Genomic DNA, 17054 nt, shown 5'->3' on the forward strand with positions numbered 1-17054 from the left:
AGATTATTTTTATTTGTTCTCCCCACACCCTACACCCCACACCCCACACCCCACCAACAAACTTTTTCAGCAAACCCTAACTAAGATGACTATTAGCCCTTCCGTAACCACGAAAAAACTCAAAATCGGTCAACTGCGAAAAGTCCATCATATCGCTTTCAACGTCAAAGATATGGAGGCTTCTCGTCATTTTTATGGGGAAATTTTAGGCTTAGAGGAATTAATGGGGGAAAAAATTCCCAGTACCTTAAAAGAATTAGTTGCCCAGGGAAAAGTGGCCAATTTTATCACCCCCGATGGTACAGTAATTGACCTATTTTGGCAACCAGATTTAAACCCTCCCGACGACAATCCCGAAATCGCTTTTACCCGTGCTAACCATTTAGCCTTCGATATTGCCCCCGAATGCTTCGATTTTGCCCTAGAAGTGCTGCAAAGTCAGGGAATTACCATTGCTAGTGGACCCGTGACCCGGCCGACTGGGAAGGGGGTTTACTTCTACGATCCCGATGGCTTTATCGTCGAAATTCGCTGTGATCCCGCATCTTAACGACTCAGAGGAGGAAAACTACCACGAAAAACCAGAAAAGTTAGGATAATCGCTAATATAATCGCCGTTACCGCAATTAGAGGCAGAGAAATCTGTTTAACAGCGATCGCCAAGAAAGCCCAGATAAACACCCCGACAAAAGCCCGATCTTTTCGGTTGAAACCGACTAAAATCGCGATTATCGCCCCGATAACCAGAATTATTACCGTCCAGATCTGGTCGGTTAGACCCCATCGCTGCCAGTCGATCCAATCTAGCACCGAAGCGACGTTGACAATCGTGGCTACGGTAATCCAAGCGAAATAAATACTAATAGGAGCATTAACCAATAAACCCTGTTTACGATTGACAATAAAGCGATTAATTTCTAAGCGAAGATAAAGCCGGATGAGAGAAAATAAAATGCCTAGCATTGCCAGTAAAGACAGGATAAAAAAACGGGATTGAAAGAGAATTACCCAGAGAATCTGACAAGCACTAGCGAGGGCTAATTCGTAGCCTAACTGACGCAAACGCGGTTCAGTTTTATTGAAAGCCAAAGCTTGGTAAATTCCCAAACTAATTAAACCCAGATAGATTAATCCCCAGATAGCAAAAGCATAATTAGCGGGAATAATCAAGACATCTTGAAAAACTGTATTCGAGATAGCTCCGATATTTTCGCCGTTGAGAGGGAAAATATTAGCGAAAATATTGGTAATAAAAGCCCCTAGAATAGCAAATAAATTTAGTTCTTGTCGGAGACGATCTCGCTCAAAATTCATAGGTCAATCAAAGATGGAAAACATCATTTCGCCCTGAGCGGTCAATTGCCCGTCGACTCTTGCTTCCCCTTGCATTTTAGCAATTTTATTCATCTTGAAGGATAATAATTCCACCGTCATGATTAATTGATCCCCCGGCACCACAGGACGACGAAAACGGGTTTTATCAATGCCAGCGAAGGCAAAAAATTTCCCTTTCATCCCGGGCAATTGCGTCAAAATCACTCCCCCCACTTGGGCCATGGATTCCACAATTAACACCCCCGGCATCAAGGGACGATTGGGAATATGACCGGGGAAAAAAGGCTCGTTGATCGTGACATTTTTTAGGCCAACGGCTTTTTGACCAGGTACATAGTCAATAATGCGATCGACTAGGGCGAAGGGATAACGATGGGGCAGTAGTTGGCGAATTTCCTCGACGGTAAAGGTGGTTTTTATGACTGGTTCCAACTCGGTTAAGGCTTCGGTAACGATGGTCATGCAAGTCAAAAATTACAAGTTAGATCAGACATTATCTCACAATCAGTTATCTTGAAGCTATCCGCCGTCAGGAGTCGGCGATCGAGTTGCCCTAGGCCAGATATGTCACCGTCGAAATCGAGCAGAATCTATTTCCGCAATCCCACGGTTTTCCCAGAAGCTGGTGATGGGATTTGAACCCGCGACCGGCTGATTACAAATCAGCTGCTCTACCCCTGAGCTACACCAGCATTTTTGACCAATCCATTATAACACAAATAGACCAAGTGGAGATTTTTTCCTCGTCGAGCATATTCACCCCCTGCTTTCCTCTTCCCCAGTCCGCACCCGCGAGACTAGGGACCGATGCACAGAGGTTCAATGGGTCAACAGGGACGACCAATAATCAGTTATCAGTGACCATTGACCGTTTAATAATATCCAGATTAATCCCCCTATTCCGAAAAGAATAGTCAAGACATAAAATTGTGATTGACCGGAAACATTATACTTTAAGGCGCTGCCGCTAAAAATCGTCGCTAAACTGACTAAATTAACCAGACCATCAATAATATAACGATCGAGCCAAGCGGTAATTTTTGACAAGCTTCCCACCGCCCAAACCACGGTAAACTGATAGATGCGATCGAGATAGAAGTCATAAGCGAACAAATCTTGCAAGAATCGTAGGATTAACCCAGTTGGTCTCGCCCAAGCTCGTCTTAACTCTACCATTAACCCGATAACTAGGCCAATTACTCCAGAGGCCATCAGTAAGGGAAAACCCCAGACAATAGTGAAACTCCGGTTATTAAGGAGAGGATTGGTGAAAGATAGCCAAAAATCCCAACGTAGGGGAATAATCGGGGCCAATAAAGCGATTAAAATCAACGCTACCATGGGCAAGGCCATCGGCCAAGCCACTTCCGGGGTGCGATGGGTCTTACTTTGGGTTTGTCCCAAAAAGACTAAACGAAAGACCCTGGTGAGATTGATGATGCTAAGACAATTAACAAAGATTAAAACCGCTAATAACCACCAAGGAATCGCCCATTCACCACTTAACCACCGTTTTAACGTCCAAAACATCCCCAGGGGCATTAAAACCGTCATCCCCGCAGAACCGGCTAAAAAAGCCGTGGTTGTAGCCGGCATTCTTGCCCAAATTCCCCCCATTTCCGTGATATTTTGGTTACTGGTGGTGAGAATTAATGCCCCTGCGCTCATAAACAATAAAGCTTTTGCGATCGCATGGGAGAATAAAATTAGTAAAGCGATATCCACATGACCTAATCCCACCGCAATAAACACCAAACCGAGATAGGCACTGGTGGAGTGGCATAAAACCCGTTTAATATCAATTTGGGACAAGGCCATCAAAGAAGTCCCAATTGCCGTCATTGTCCCCAACACTATTAAAACATTGGCAGCGATCGGAGATAGGGTAAACACCGGCTGCAGCTTAATTAAAACATAGGCCCCCGCCGAAACCACGATCGAATTCCGCATGATTCCAGCTGGATTGGGTCCCTCCATCGCCTCATCTAGCCACAAATTCAGGGGAAATTGGGCGCATTTACCCGTTGGACCGGCAATAAGGGCTAATCCTAATAAAGTCGCCGTCAGAGGTGGCACAGGGTTATTTACTGCCCAATTTTCTAACTGAGAAAAACTCAATCCTTCTCCGTAACTGGACAGAGCCACCAAACCCATCAATAAAATAATATCGCCGACGCGCTTGGTTAAAAAGGCATCTCGCGCCGCGGTTACTACCAAAGGTTGGGCATACCAAAAACCGACGAGGAGATAGGTAGAGACCGTTAACATCTCTAGGAAAGCGTAACTGAATAGCAGGGAGTCACTCAGGGCAATTCCCCCCAAAGCTGCCTCAAAAAAGCCCATTAAGCCATAAAATCTCGCCAAAGACCAATCCTTTTCCATGTAGCCAAGGGCATATATTTGGGCCAAGAGACTGATGAGGGTAATCACTTCCAGCGTCCCCAAACTGACGGGAGAAAGTTCGATCGAAAGGGATAAACTAAGATCGGCCACTTTTACCCACTCAAAAGCCAGTTTAATCGTCTCTCGATGCCAAATTTGATTAAAAGCGATCGATCCGTGTATTAACCCTAAGACGGTCATCAAGAGGTTAATATAAGCGGCCGGCCGCGGACCGGTGCGACTAATAATGCCTAAAGACCAAGGTAGGGTTAAAATCGAACCAATTAAGCCATAAATGGGAATTAACCAGCAAGTGTCAAGGAATAAATCTTTCATTCAGGGGGTTATCAGTTATCAGTTATCAGTTATCAGTTATCAGTGATCAGGTTTAAGTTTTAAGTTATCAGGTTTAAGTTTTCAATTTTCAACAAATTTAGGCTCTTTCACTGGTTACTGGTTACTGATTACTGATCACTGATCAACGGCCATAAAAAACTAACACTCGATCGAGAAGGGAGCGAGTTTAGTCAATTTAGTTATTTTACAGTTAATCCCGGGATCAGGCTAAATGCGATGTAATAAAGATTTACCGTGGGAATCGGTGCTACAGGTGGCGAATAATTGGTATTGACGGCTAAGAGCGAGCGCTTGTTCGGTTTCCGGTTGACTCGGTAGCCAGGGTTTGGGATTGCCGTAGGCATAAAAAGCCTCAATACCATCAATACCTAATTCTACTGCCGTCGCCACTAAATCGGCCGCGGGACGATGGTAACGAAAGGGATGGGCCAGAACCACTAAGGCCCCCGCTTGCTGTAAACTGTTAATGACTCTAGAGGCCAAAGCTAGATCTCCTTCCGGTTTGGTTCTTTGCAGATAAGGAGTCAAAACCGCATGAGCAGGATCGAAACCATAGCCAAGAATATGCACTTCTGTCTCTAAGAGATTCGCCGTAATTTCTACCCCTGTCCAGAGATGGGGTAGAGAACCCTTTAAATGCTCATTTTCTAGCCAAATTTGGGCTTGTCGATAACCTTCGATCGAGTGATGATCGGTAATTGCTAATCCTTTTAGTCCGATGTCTAACGCTTGTCTCATCAAGTCTTGGGGACTCATTTGACCATCGGAACAATCGGTGTGAAGATGGAAATTGTAATGGTAGGGACAACTATCATAGCCGACATTTGCCCACACCGCTTTCAGGGCGATGGTATCTTGAGCTAGGGGTGGAATTGTAGCAGAAACGACCATGCAGTATTAAGGAAATTTCCCAAAGATTACAAATTGTTAACAATCAGCATAACAATTACCAAAAAAAATTGGGTAGCTGCTGTTACCGGTAATACTAAATCCTGTTTCAAAGGTGTGGGGAAGTGGGGAAGTAGGGAAGTGGGGAAATGGGGAAATGGGGAAATGGGGGAATGGGGAATTTCAACTATAGCGTTTCCTGTTCGCAAGAGGTACACTATCGATGTTGAAAAGCTTAATTAGCAAAGGTTTAAGTGTGCCACACAGGGGTGAGAACCGCTATAAAACCCTAACACCCTAACACCCTAACACCCTAACACCCTAACACCCCACACCCTGCCCCCAGGAAAAACTTTTTGCCGCAAACCCTAACTAGAAAAACTTTTAGTCTTGACATAATATTAGGTCGAGGTGTAATGATCTGCGTTTTAGCTTACCTGTGACCATAAATACTTCCTTGACCGCTTCAAATCACACAAGTCTTTAGATAAGGGCTGTACGATAACCGAAGTAGATTGCATTGTTGCGATTGCGTTATGCTTCTAGTAGTTGGGTAGTTGGGTAGGGTGCGTTAGGCAATCCCTTGTTTTTAGGGCAAAAATCAAGCTCTGAATATTGCCGTAACGCACCACAAAGAAAGGTTTTTGGTAAGTTACGCTAACGCACCCTACTGGGGAGCATCTCACTTTCTTTTCATTTCATTAACTTGACATTTCATCTGTCCAAGGTTATAAATATACTAGAGTACGGAGGTCTCCGCATTCCGCCCTAATCAATAAAGTAACAAACAACTTAAAGTGATCACCAACATCTCTAGACAACTAACCTCTGGCGCTCTTGCTATCGCTAGCAGCGTTGCCGCCTTCGGCTTTGCTGGTGCTGCCCAAGCGCAAATTTCCGGTACTTTATCCATCACTGGGACTGCACAAATCGACCCGTGGGGAGCTCCTGACCCAATGCTTAAGCCCTTAAACGTCACCGCAATCAACGGTGCTACGGGTCAATTTACGGATGTGATGCTGGGGGACGTTTCTACTCCTGCTTCTTTTGCATTAACTGGCACTGGTAGTGGTGGGATGAGCGATTTTGATTCTCCTTCTTCTCTAGCTAATTTTATTAGCATAGTGGTGAACACTATGCCTCCCACCGGTCCGGGCCCTGGTACTGTGATCGGTAATATCACTGCCACCCAGGCTATGGGTACATTTGCTGGTATTATGGGTAGTGACGGGACTACAACTTACACTGTAACTGGCAACATGGCTTTTGATGAGCCTAATGGTTTTCCCGATCTTCTCGGAACTTTCAGCATCGGCTTCACCAGAAGCGTTACTGGTGGTCAGGTTTCCGAAAGCTATAATTTATCTCTCCAAAAAAGCTCTGTGCCTGTGGACATCCCCGAACCCTCTGCTATCCTCGGTATCTTAGCCGTTGCCGGTGCTGGTGCTTTCGCTCGTCGCAAGGGCTAGTCACTGCCATTAAATCAAAAATAATGGAAAAAATAAGCGTTAGGGTTAAGCTTAACGCCTTTTTTTTGTGTCTAGACAGTTGGGTAGGGTGCGTTAGGCAATCCCTTGTTTTTGGGAAAAAAATCAAGCTCTGCATATTGCCGTAACGCACCGCAAGGGGGGGGGTTGGTGCGTTACGCTGGGGGATTTTGTTCTGTACTAGGCTGATATTTGAGTAAGCTGGACACAAACCGCAAAAAGATATTGATCAGAAAAGTTATGATCAAGCTAGAGGTTAAAGGACTGATTTGAGCCAATTATTTTTATCAACAAATATTTTACACACTTCATACCGGATAGGCAAGAGGGCTACGGCACTACTACCAAATCATTACCGGTTTTTCTAGGTTCTGTCCTGGCCGCGGGATTCTATACCTGCGTCCGTTGCCGTAAAGCCCTCCGCTTGCGCTAATATTTGCAGATTATGGGCGATAGGGGCGAAAGAATCGGCAGGATATTCGATTAAAGTGGCCGATTGCAGAAAAGTCTCCACTCCCACGGGACAACCCAAATAATCAGCCACCGCTTTGGGAGTAGCAGGACCCAGGAGAATAGTTCCCGATTGTCTCACGGAAGATAGCTTTTCCCAAGGCTCATCGATCATTAAGGATAAATGGGTGGGAGCAAAAAGATTCGATAATTCGATCGCTTTCTCCAACGATTCCACCACCACGATTAAACCATAATGAGCGATCGCTTTTTCCGTTAACAATCTCTGGGGATGTACCTGTAACTGTTTTTGCACTTCTTCCTGTACTATTAGGGCCAAAGCCTTATCCGTCGTCAATAAAATCGCAGCCGCTAGGGAATACTGTTCCGCTTGCGCTAATAGATCTAGGGCCAACTGTCTGGGATTAGCTTGACTATCGGCAATAATAACCAAATCGGAAGTAATAGAGAGATGATCGATTTTTACCTGGTCAGAAACCAGTTTTTTAGCCAAATTAGTATAAAAATCACCTATTCCGACAATCATCTCCACGGGAGCGATCGTTTTTGTGCCGTAGGCTAAAGCGGCGATCGCCTGTGGTCCAGCCAGCCGATAAATCTCACTAATACCCACCGATTGGGCTGCCACTAAAATCGCCGGATGGATGCGTAAATCCTCATCGGCGGGAGATACCATGACAATCCGTTTAACCCCCGCTATTTTGGCTGGAATCGCCTGTTGGAGCAATAAACTGAGATAGGCCCGTTTACCATCGGGAACGACAATTCCCACACTGTTAACCGGTTGATAACGCTTCCCCCGAACCGTACCATCCTCAGGAAACTGTACCCAAGCTTTGGGAAGACGCTGACGGTGAAAAGCCTCCATTTTTGCACAGGCAGCAGCGATCGCATTTAATAAATCCTGCGACACCTGTTGATAAGCAGCATCGAGTTCCGAGCCACTCACCTTCAGTTGTTGTAGATTAAGGGACTGTTGATAGAATTTTTCTGTGTAATCCACCAACGAGCGATCGCCAGCGAGTCGCACCCGATCAACAATCTCTCGGACAAGCGATTCTTTTTCCCGAATTTCCGGATCGTCGAACCGTTCCCGAATTCGTCTCAGTTCCGTTCTGGCTGACCATGGCTCTGTGATAATTCGCAACATCGAGCTATTATCCTCTAGGGGCGAAACGAGATTAAAAAGTTTTCACTCCTCACACTCTAGCTTATCGCTTTCAATCTTGACCGGGGAGGGAGACGAAGTCGGTTATTTTAGCCGTTAGTCGTTAGGGGGCAGGAGGCAGGAGATAGGGTGATAGGGTTTTGGGGTGATAGGGTTTTGGGGTGATAGGGTTTTGGGGTGATAGGGTGATGAGACAACTTCCCCACTTCCCCACTTCCCCATCTCCCCACTTCCCCATCTCCCCACTTCCTCATCTCCCCACTTCCCCACTTCCCCACTTCCCCACTTCCCCACTTCCCCATCTCCCCACTTCCCGATTTCTCCAAGGTAACAAAACCAGATATTCTACTAAATAGTCGCCTATCACACCAGCCTGATCTCGTGGTCGTCCAATGCAGTTTGCCAAGATATTAATCGCCAATCGCGGGGAAATCGCCTTAAGAATCCTTCATAGTTGCGAAGAATTGGGCATTAGAACCGTTGCCGTTCACTCTACCATTGATCGCCATGCCCTTCATGTTCAATTGGCCGATGAGAGTGTTTGTATTGGTCCGCCTCCGAGCAGCAAAAGTTACTTAAATATTCCTAATATCATCTCCGCTGCCCTCACCCGCAACGCCACGGCCATCCATCCAGGTTACGGTTTTTTGGCAGAAAACGCCCGCTTTGCCGAAATTTGTGCCGATCATCAGTTAACTTTTATCGGTCCGTCTCCCAGTGCTATCCTGGCTATGGGGGATAAATCTACCGCTAAAAAAACTATGCAAAAAGCGGGAGTTCCCACTGTCCCCGGCAGTGGTGGTTTAATTACCTCAGAAGCGGAAGCAAAGCGTATCGCCGATGACATCGGTTATCCTGTGCTGATTAAAGCCACCGCTGGGGGGGGAGGGCGTGGGATGCGTCTTGTCAAGAGTGCAGATGAACTAGGTAATATGTTAAAAGCCGCCCAAGGGGAAGCAGCAGCGGCTTTTGGCAATTCGGGAGTATATCTAGAAAAATTTATCGAATGTCCCCGACATATCGAGTTTCAGATTTTGGCCGATAGTCACGGTAACGTGATCCATTTAGGAGAAAGAGACTGTTCGATTCAGCGACGACACCAAAAACTGCTAGAAGAAGCACCTAGCCCCTTCTTAACGCCCCATTTACGCTCAAAAATGGGTAATGCCGCCGTTAAAGCCGCTAAATCGATTAATTACGTCGGGGTGGGAACCGTGGAATTTTTAGTCGATAAACACGGTAATTTTTACTTCATGGAAATGAACACCCGTATTCAGGTGGAACACCCGGTCACGGAGATGATCACGGGGATGGACCTGATCCGAGAACAAATTTGGGTGGCACAGGGCGAAAAACTGCAAATTAAGCAAGATCAGGTGATATTTAGAGGACATTCGATCGAGTGTCGCATTAATGCCGAGGATCCCGATCGCAATTTTCGTCCTCACCCCGGCAAAATTAGCGGTTATCTGCCCCCCGGCGGTCCCGGTGTCCGCATGGATTCCCACGTTTACACCGATTACGAAATCCCTCCCTATTACGATTCCCTAATTGGTAAATTAATCGTCTGGGGAGAAAATCGCGAAACTGCGATTAAACGCATGAAACGCGCCCTGCGGGAATGTGCGATCACGGGAGTACCAACGACTATCGATTTCCATCGTAAAATATTGGAAACTCCCGCCTTTTTAGCCGGAGATGTTTACACTAATTTCATCCAAGAACATCTCTTGCCCTAGGATGTTACCATAAATTTTAGACGAGAGTAGGTTGGGGATAATAATGACAGTAGAAGTTAAATTTGAATCTTGGCAACTTAGCGATGAACAGTTCTTTCAACTTTGTCAGGATAACCGAGATTTACGTTTGGAACGCAGCGCAAAAGGAGATTTAATTATTATGCCACCAACCGGAGGAGAAACTGGTAATTCTAACGCTGGAATCACTGCCCAATTATGGTTATGGAATAACCTACATAAATTAGGTGTAGTTTTTGATTCCTCCACGGGGTTTAAACTACCGAATGGGGCCGATCGCTCTCCCGATGCTGCTTGGATACCTTTAGAAAAATGGCAAGCTTTAAACCCACAACAAAAGGAAAGGTTTTTACCTCTATCTCCCGATTTTGTCATTGAATTAATGTCTCCTAGTGATAGCCTAGAAACCGCTAGGAAAAAAATGCAGGAATATTTAGATAATGGGACTCGTTTGGGTTGGTTAATCAATAGAAAAACTAGAGAAGTAGAAATTTATCGTCAAGGACAGGCAGTAGAAATTTTAACCAATCCGGAGAGTTTATCGGGGGAAAATATTTTATCTCAATTTGTCTTAGAACTTGATAGTATTTGGTAATTCTATAATTCTATAAAACAGAATCTAAACATGATGACAGTAGTAGAAGTTAAATTTGAATCTTGGCAACTCAGCGATGAACAATTCTTTCAACTTTGTCAGGATAACCGAGATTTGCGCTTGGAACGCAGCGCAAAAGGAGATTTAATTATTATGCCACCGACGGGGGGAAAAACGGGCAATAGTAACGGTAGAATCACCCAACAATTATTTAATTGGTCAGATAACAATGGTACGGGTATCGCTTTTGATTCCTCCACAGGATTTAAACTACCGAATGGGGCCGATCGCTCTCCCGATGCTGCTTGGATACCTTTAGAAAAATGGCAAGCTTTAACCCCACAACAAAAGGAAAGATTTTTACCTCTATCTCCCGATTTTGTCATTGAATTAATGTCTCCTAGTGATGACTTAGAAACCGCTAGGAAAAAAATGCGGGAATATTTAGATAATGGGACTCGTTTAGCTTGGTTAATCAATAGAAAAACTAGACAAGTTGAAATTTATCGTCAAGGACAGACAGTAGAAATTTTAACCAATCCAGAGAGTTTATCCGGGGAAGATATTCTGCCAGAATTTAGTTTAAATCTTACTTTGATTTGGTAAGCCAATTTAGGGGGTAATTCAATGGATAAAATACGAAACTTTAGTTTTAAGGAAGATAGTCAGAATCAAGGATTTCTTCAAGGGTGAAGGGTGATTCAATCGGGAATAAATCAGCAGCAAGTTGATACTTTCTGACAGTATCCTCTCTGGCTGCTTGGTAACAATCTATCCAGATTTCAGGAATCAATCTTCTCAGACTTGGACTCTCTTTTAATAAGCGTTGAACTTGTCGGCGTTGTTCAATAATTGTGCTGCGCCATCCTTGAGCATTTGCTTCCTTTTCAGTTAGCCAGTAAGTCAATTTAAGCAGATGTTCGGCAATGACGGTTAAGCGACTTTCTAGTTCTCGTTTTTCACTCCTTCCCATCGTTTCAATTTCTTCGATCAAATTTTCTAAGTCTAATTTTTCAAAACGATGTTCTTTGAGTAAATTGGCGGTTTCCTGTAACCATCCATAGAAATCTTCTTGATAAAGACTTTTACCTGAGGAGACTAAAGACTTTTCGATGCTCATTTGATGATGACCTAGAAAAAAGAATTCTTAGATAATTTAGAAGCGAATCCCCGATCTCAAAAAGATTGGCAGAATATCGCAGGATGACCCCTTAAAACATCAGAGCTTTAATTTTAAGCTAAAATTAGGCAAAACATCTTCACCCGATAAATCAGTGGGATTTTCTAAGATATCTACTTCCTTTCCTTGACGATAAATTTCAACTTGCCGATTCTGCGGATCGATTAACCAGCCTAACCTTGCGCCATTTTCCCTATACTCAAGCAGTTTTTTTTGTAATTTGTCAAGACTATCGGATTCAGAGCGCAATTCCACCACAAAATCGGGACAGAGGGGAATAAATCCCTTTTTCTGCTTAGGGGTTAAAGATTCCCAGCGTTCTCGACTCACCCAAGATAGATCAGGAGAACGAATCGCCCCATTTGGTAGTATAAATCCAGTGGAAGAGTCAAACCCGACTCCTAAAGCTTCATTTTCTTCGCACCAGCGACCCAGTTGAGTCGTTAAGCTAAAATTACGCTGTCCTGATTCGCCACCTGTCGGGGGATTCACGATTAATTCTCCTTGGGCCGTACGTTCTAATTTTAAGTCACGGTTGACCGCAGCAAGGGCTTCAAACTGTTCAAGGGTGATAGAGAGAGCGATCGCGCTAGGAATTTCTAAGGAGAGGGTTTCGGGTGAGGTAGTAACTGCTAACATCATCGTTTTATAGCGTGCAACTTATACTATTAAAGATTATTTGTCAAGTTTTTGCTCAGACTTCTTTAGCTTGCGCTGACCAAATTCCCGATTTTTTGGGGAAACTTCCACCTCGATCGGGCGGTTTCACTAAATAACAGGTTACAATAGCCAATAATTAACTAAATTTACCTAAAAACTATCGATCGTGTTCTACGCTATTGATTTCGGAACCAGTAATACCGTCATTACTCGTTGGAATGGGGCGACAAATAGGGCCGAGACCGTGAAATTATCGGAGTTATCCCAACAAATAGCCGACAATCCGCCCCTAATTCCCAGTTTACTCTATATTAAATCAGCCAATCCTCTGCAAGTAATTGCCGGTCAAGCAGTGCGTGATCGGGGTTTAGATATCGATCGAGAGCCGCGTTTTTTTCGTCGCTTTAAACGAGGTATCGGGGCAAAAATTCAAGGATTTTTACCGGAATTAGAGGAAACTGTCCTCAGTTTCGAGCGGGTTGGCCAATGGTTTCTTGATAGCATCATCGACCACTTAAAAAACACCACCCCGGAAACCCCCCAATCTCTAGTTTTAACCGTCCCCGTCGATAGTTTTGAAAGTTACCGCAATTGGTTAAGTAATGTCTGTCAGGGATGGGAAATCGAACAAATTCGACTAATTGATGAACCCACGGCCGCCGCTTTGGGTTATGGAACCACGGGTGATCAGGTGATTTTAGTGGTAGATTTTGGCGGTGGCACCCTCGATCTTTCTTTGGTACAATTAGATTTAGATAATCCTCAAAAAAATCAAGGTTTTATTCTCAAGTGGGGAGAAAAACTTTTAGGCAATAATTCCGCCCAAAAAACTAAACTAGCGAGAGTTTTAGCTAAAGCAGGTACAAATTTAGGGGGGTCAGATATCGACGATTGGATCGTCGATTATTTTGCCCAAAAGCAATCTTTAGCGAAAACTTCCCTGACTACTCGTCTAGCAGAAAGATTAAAAATTAAACTTTCTTCCCAATTAACCGCCGAGGAGGTATATTTTGATCAGGAAAATTTCGAGAGTTACGAGTTAAGCTTAGATCGAGAACAATTGACCGATATTCTCAAACAACAAAACTTTTTTAATCAATTAGATGATTTAATGACGGGAGTTTTGCAACAGGGAAGACGCAATGGAGTTGAAGTTAGCGATATCGATGCGGTGTTATTAGTCGGGGGAACTGTACAAATTCCGGCGGTAAAAGATTGGGTGCGACAGTATTTTGATAGTAGTAAAATTAAAGAGGATCGACCCTTTGAAGCGATCGCTTTGGGAGCGTTACAATTAGCCCAAGGTTATCAAGTCAAAGATTTTCTCTATCATAGCTACGGGATTCGTTACTGGAATCGTCGCAAAAATACCCACGCTTGGCATCCGATTATTAACTCTGGACAACCCTATCCTATGGAAAAACCCGTGGAATTAGTCCTAGGTGCTTCCGTGGACAATCAACCTAGCATTGAATTAATTATCGGCGAATTGGGGACAGAAAGGGGGGCGATCGAGGTCTATTTTGATGGTGATAAATTAATTACTCGTTCCCTCGCTAATGGAGAAACTAGCGTCCAACCCTTAAATGATCGCGAGGGGGCCCGATCAATCGCTAAACTCGCTCCTTTAGGTTTCCGGGGCAAAGATCGCATTAAAGTGCAGTTCTGGATTGATGATCAGTGTTTTCTGCGGATTAATGTGGAAGATTTACTCAGTCAAGAATTGTTACTGAATAATCAAATCGTCACCAAATTAAGCTAGACTTAGCTCCAGCTAAAAATCAAGTGCAGACTCATAGTAAGTTTGCACTGATATTATCGAGATATTCTGTTTTACTGGTGGCTTTATCGACTGTGATCGCGCACGGGGATCGGGATTAGTTCGGGTTCGGGTTCGGGTTCCGGACCAAAAACACTCTCGATCAGTTTGCGCGCCCATTCTCTCAATTTTTCTATCACTTCATCTAAATAGTCCATTGACCAAATGGCTCCTTTGAGATACTAGCTATGAGTTTTCGTCGATTGATCCCCGCAACAGCCACGCAAAAGCCTGATTCTAGAGAATTTTAACTAATTTTCGTCGTTTGGCTGTTCAATCTGACGAACGGGGGAATCTATATCTTGTATTTATATTAAGCTTAACATAGGTTTTTAGTCTGAGTATATATTCTTGGCAATTCTTTTTTAAGATATTGTTAATAAATTCCGGCGTAGGCGATCAAGGGCGGTATAGGCACTAATCTGGCGAATTGTCAAGCGATCTCGATTTTCTCCGAAACGATGCTCTGATACGATAACTTTTCCGTCAGGACTGGCTAAACCGATATAAACTAAGCCCACAGGTTTCGTCTCACTGCCTCCTCCCGGTCCGGCAATACCCGTGATACTGATCCCCCAATCCGTAGCGAGGCGTTTTTGCACCCCTAGCGCCATCTGTTGGGCAACAATGGCACTTACAGCCCCGACATTATTTAAATCCCGCTCATTTACGTCTAAGAGGGCGACTTTTACCCGATTATCGTAGGAAATAACCCCACCCCAAAAATAATCGGAACTGCCGGCGATTTGGGTGATAATTTCCCCTAATCCCCCTCCGGTACAGGATTCTGCCACACTCAAAGTTTGTTTTTGCCGCCGCAAAAGTTCCCCCACCACCGAGGGTAAAGTATCATCATCAGCCCCAAAATAATCTAATCCAGCGATTTCCTTAATTTCCGTCGCTACTGGTTCAATTACCTGCAAAGCTGCCTCTAAAGAAGGGGCTTTCGTCGCAATTCGCAAACGCACTTCGCCTAAACCAGCATAGGGGGCAACGGTGGGATTAGTCAGATCAAATAAATGGGCAACTTTTTCCGCTAAAGCTGACTCACCGATACCGCGAAATTTGAGGGAACGACGATAAATCCTCTCTTTGCCCCATCCTTGACTTTCTAGGTAAGGAATCGCCGTTTCTACCCACATTCGCTTCATTTCTGAGGGTACTCCAGGGAAAGTGAGAATAGTCACGTCAGCTTGTGGTTGCCAGATCATGCCGGGAGCGGTTCCCGTCGGATTTGGCAAAAAATCGGCTCCCACGGGTATTAAAGCCTGTTTACTGTTACTAGGGGGCATTTCTCGCCCTAAAATCGTAAATTTAGCTTCGATTTCTGCTAAAATCTCCTGATCTTCTCTGAGGGGCGTTTGAAAAAAATCGGCGATTGTTTCTGTGGTTAAATCATCGGGAGTTGGTCCCAGTCCACCGGTGAAAATTAAAATTGAAGAACGTTCCAGGGCAATAGCGATCGCTTGTTTCAGTCTTTCCACATTATCCCCCACCACCGTTTGATAATAATGGGGAATGCCTAATTTTGCCAATTCTAGGGCTAAATATTGGGCGTTAGTGTTAACTATATCCCCTAATAATAATTCCGTTCCTACACAAATAATTTCAGCGGCCATAATTTTTAACAATTAGCTTAAGATTTTCAATTTTGATCATCAACTGATCTCCTGTAACCACGGTTCGATCGGGTTTCGGTAACGATGGTCATGGAAGTTAACAATACCAGTGCGCTCCAACATTATACCAGTAAGCTATCAACAATCAAGGTCTTTTATATTGAAGGCCACTTTGTTGCTGAACAGCCCATATATGATTCTGGGTAGGCATCTCAATTTTGGAGAAATATCTATATTACATTTGGGCGCACGCGATGCGCCCCTACCATTGGCGCGATAATATTGATGAAATCGACTCTTGACAAGATCAAACATTAATTTCAGTTTTACGACAGTTAAGAGGTTCTTCGTTACTTGGTATGGTTCGATCGGGTGGCATAAGACGGATGCGATTATCCCCTAGAGTTTGTCCCACCCCCACCGGACAACTCCTCTGGTAAACCACCGTACACAATCCCGACGTGGCAATATCACCCCTTTTGCCCACAATTGCCCGTATGAATGATGAATTATGAATTATGAATGATGAATTATGAATGATGAATTATGAATGATGAATTATGAAGTCGGTAGAGGCAATTATCAGGGTGAGAGCATCTCAAAAGCTATTGACAATTGGCCAATTTTGTGATCCGCATGGGCATTTCAGGTGATACCAGTCAATCAGAATAGTTACGAAATCTTCACATTTGGTCGATTTTTGCTTAACAATTGAGATGGCCAATTCTCCTCAAATATGCCTGAATCGCTCTCTGGGTAAGCAAATTACACAAAGTTCATTTTGTCAAGGATTGTTAAGATGCGCTTACCCTGAGGGAATTATCAATTATCAATTATCAATTATGAAGTGGGAAGATGGGGTGATGGGGAGATGGGGTGTTATACTCAAAAAAAGAGCAACTCATTAACTTTAGTCTATAGTTTGTGAACTTCTGAAATGAAAGATAACACTCTGTCAACAGCTTCAAGAGAAGAAATTAAATCTGCTTTACAGTTCTTAATTGAACAACCGAATAGCCCACTGAAAACAGTTAAATTAGCTACTGCTACTGCTAGGATTGATGAGGCTCCCCGTCAATTCTGGAAGAGTTTAGACTCAATTGTCGCCCTCAAGTGTGGAATTACAAAAGGGAAGAGATTAGATTTACTCAAAACTGTCTTTTATCTCACTCCTCAATCTCAACAAGCTGCAGTGATTGAGGAATTTTCAGAAGAAACTCTCAAACTCAAGACTGTTTCGGAATTAAAGAGTCTAGCCAAAGAAAAGGGAATCGTTGGTTTAAGCAAGATGAAGAAAGCAGAGCTAGTCAAAATATTAGCGCAATAACAAATCACT

The 17054-nt window shown here is 44.0% G+C and carries 17 protein-coding genes, 1 tRNA gene and 3 pseudogenes; 8 read left to right on the plus strand and 13 right to left on the minus strand.

The window, feature by feature from the left end:
- The first annotated feature begins 85 nt into the window (after positions 1 to 85).
- Positions 86 to 550 carry a VOC family protein gene (locus GQR42_RS03375; protein WP_158202366.1) on the plus strand — a complete coding sequence of 155 codons (465 nt, stop codon included), beginning with the start codon at positions 86 to 88 and terminating at the stop codon, positions 548 to 550.
- Here the strand turns inward: GQR42_RS03375 and GQR42_RS03380 are convergent.
- The 5 genes from GQR42_RS03380 to GQR42_RS03400 form a co-directional block, all read right to left on the minus strand.
- Positions 547 to 1314: a tryptophan-rich sensory protein gene (locus GQR42_RS03380; protein ID WP_158198903.1), complete on the minus strand. Its 768-nt coding sequence runs from the start codon at positions 1312 to 1314 to the stop codon at positions 547 to 549. The two genes, GQR42_RS03375 and GQR42_RS03380, sit on opposite strands and share 4 nt — an antisense overlap.
- Before the next feature lie 3 nt (positions 1315 to 1317).
- Complete coding sequence (gene fabZ / locus GQR42_RS03385) at positions 1318 to 1797, minus strand: 3-hydroxyacyl-ACP dehydratase FabZ (RefSeq protein WP_158198904.1); 480 nt, start codon at positions 1795 to 1797, stop codon at positions 1318 to 1320.
- 158 nt (positions 1798 to 1955) lie between these two features.
- A tRNA-Thr gene (locus tag GQR42_RS03390) sits at positions 1956 to 2027 on the minus strand.
- Positions 2028 to 2154: 127 nt separating this feature from the next.
- Entirely contained in the window at positions 2155 to 4053 is a 1899-nt protein-coding gene (locus GQR42_RS03395) for an NAD(P)H-quinone oxidoreductase subunit F (protein ID WP_158198905.1), read from the minus strand.
- Positions 4054 to 4281: 228 nt separating this feature from the next.
- Entirely contained in the window at positions 4282 to 4965 is a 684-nt protein-coding gene (locus GQR42_RS03400) for a PHP domain-containing protein (protein WP_158198906.1), read from the minus strand.
- A 33-nt stretch (positions 4966 to 4998) separates the two neighbouring features.
- Here GQR42_RS03400 and GQR42_RS03405 point away from each other — a divergent pair, with 33 nt between their 5' ends.
- Positions 4999 to 5205: a hypothetical protein gene (locus tag GQR42_RS03405; protein WP_158198907.1), complete on the plus strand. Its 207-nt coding sequence runs from the start codon at positions 4999 to 5001 to the stop codon at positions 5203 to 5205.
- 554 nt (positions 5206 to 5759) lie between these two features.
- Positions 5760 to 6431, plus strand: a complete 672-nt coding sequence (locus GQR42_RS03410) for a PEP-CTERM sorting domain-containing protein (protein ID WP_158198908.1) — start codon at positions 5760 to 5762, stop codon at positions 6429 to 6431.
- A 179-nt stretch (positions 6432 to 6610) separates the two neighbouring features.
- Here GQR42_RS03410 and GQR42_RS03415 read toward each other — a convergent pair.
- From GQR42_RS03415 to GQR42_RS03425, 3 genes and pseudogenes are all read right to left on the minus strand, one after another.
- A pseudogene (locus GQR42_RS03415) lies at positions 6611 to 6691 on the minus strand (ISNCY family transposase); the annotation flags it as partial.
- A gap of 122 nt (positions 6692 to 6813) precedes the next feature.
- On the minus strand, positions 6814 to 8070 hold the full coding sequence (hisD, locus tag GQR42_RS03420) for a histidinol dehydrogenase (RefSeq protein ID WP_158198909.1): 1257 nt from the start codon (positions 8068 to 8070) through the stop codon (positions 6814 to 6816).
- Between the two features lie 107 nt (positions 8071 to 8177).
- Complete coding sequence (locus GQR42_RS03425; protein ID WP_158198910.1) at positions 8178 to 8390, minus strand: hypothetical protein; 213 nt, start codon at positions 8388 to 8390, stop codon at positions 8178 to 8180.
- A gap of 90 nt (positions 8391 to 8480) precedes the next feature.
- Here GQR42_RS03425 and accC point away from each other — a divergent pair, with 90 nt between their 5' ends.
- The 3 genes from accC to GQR42_RS03440 are packed head-to-tail and all read left to right on the plus strand — an operon-like array spanning position 8481 to position 11046.
- Positions 8481 to 9827: an acetyl-CoA carboxylase biotin carboxylase subunit gene (gene accC, locus GQR42_RS03430; RefSeq protein WP_158198911.1), complete on the plus strand. Its 1347-nt coding sequence runs from the start codon at positions 8481 to 8483 to the stop codon at positions 9825 to 9827.
- A 43-nt stretch (positions 9828 to 9870) separates the two neighbouring features.
- On the plus strand, positions 9871 to 10440 hold the full coding sequence (locus GQR42_RS03435) for a Uma2 family endonuclease (protein WP_158198912.1): 570 nt from the start codon (positions 9871 to 9873) through the stop codon (positions 10438 to 10440).
- 30 nt (positions 10441 to 10470) lie between these two features.
- Positions 10471 to 11046 carry a Uma2 family endonuclease gene (locus GQR42_RS03440; protein WP_158198913.1) on the plus strand — a complete coding sequence of 192 codons (576 nt, stop codon included), beginning with the start codon at positions 10471 to 10473 and terminating at the stop codon, positions 11044 to 11046.
- Positions 11047 to 11092: 46 nt separating this feature from the next.
- Here the strand turns inward: GQR42_RS03440 and GQR42_RS03445 are convergent, their stop codons facing one another.
- Together GQR42_RS03445 and GQR42_RS03450 are read right to left on the minus strand one after the other, a co-directional pair.
- Positions 11093 to 11560, minus strand: a complete 468-nt coding sequence (locus GQR42_RS03445; protein ID WP_158198914.1) for a DUF29 domain-containing protein — start codon at positions 11558 to 11560, stop codon at positions 11093 to 11095.
- 99 nt (positions 11561 to 11659) lie between these two features.
- The gene (locus GQR42_RS03450) at positions 11660 to 12259 is read right to left on the minus strand and encodes a Uma2 family endonuclease (protein WP_158202367.1); all 600 of its coding nucleotides are present in this window, start codon (positions 12257 to 12259) and stop codon (positions 11660 to 11662) included.
- Between the two features lie 187 nt (positions 12260 to 12446).
- On the opposite strand from GQR42_RS03450, the gene GQR42_RS03455 reads away from it, so the two are divergent.
- Positions 12447 to 14042 (plus strand): Hsp70 family protein, encoded by a 1596-nt coding sequence (locus GQR42_RS03455; protein ID WP_158198915.1) that lies wholly within the window; start codon positions 12447 to 12449, stop codon positions 14040 to 14042.
- Between the two features lie 83 nt (positions 14043 to 14125).
- On the opposite strand, the gene GQR42_RS29385 is transcribed toward GQR42_RS03455, so the two are convergent.
- From GQR42_RS29385 to GQR42_RS03465, 3 genes and pseudogenes are all read right to left on the minus strand, one after another.
- Positions 14126 to 14257, minus strand: coding sequence for a hypothetical protein (locus GQR42_RS29385; RefSeq protein WP_255520650.1), 132 nt, complete (start codon positions 14255 to 14257; stop codon positions 14126 to 14128).
- A gap of 207 nt (positions 14258 to 14464) precedes the next feature.
- Complete coding sequence (locus tag GQR42_RS03460) at positions 14465 to 15718, minus strand: competence/damage-inducible protein A (RefSeq protein ID WP_158198916.1); 1254 nt, start codon at positions 15716 to 15718, stop codon at positions 14465 to 14467.
- 382 nt (positions 15719 to 16100) lie between these two features.
- Positions 16101 to 16211, minus strand: a pseudogene (locus GQR42_RS03465) (GAF domain-containing protein); the annotation flags it as partial.
- A 459-nt stretch (positions 16212 to 16670) separates the two neighbouring features.
- Here GQR42_RS03465 and GQR42_RS03470 point away from each other — a divergent pair.
- Positions 16671 to 17045 (plus strand): annotated as a pseudogene (locus tag GQR42_RS03470) (Rho termination factor N-terminal domain-containing protein); the annotation flags it as partial.
- Positions 17046 to 17054: the final 9 nt, after the last annotated feature.

The sequence above is a fragment of the Microcystis aeruginosa FD4 genome (genome assembly GCF_009792235.1).
Taxonomy (GTDB): Bacteria; Cyanobacteriota; Cyanobacteriia; order Cyanobacteriales; family Microcystaceae; genus Microcystis; species Microcystis viridis.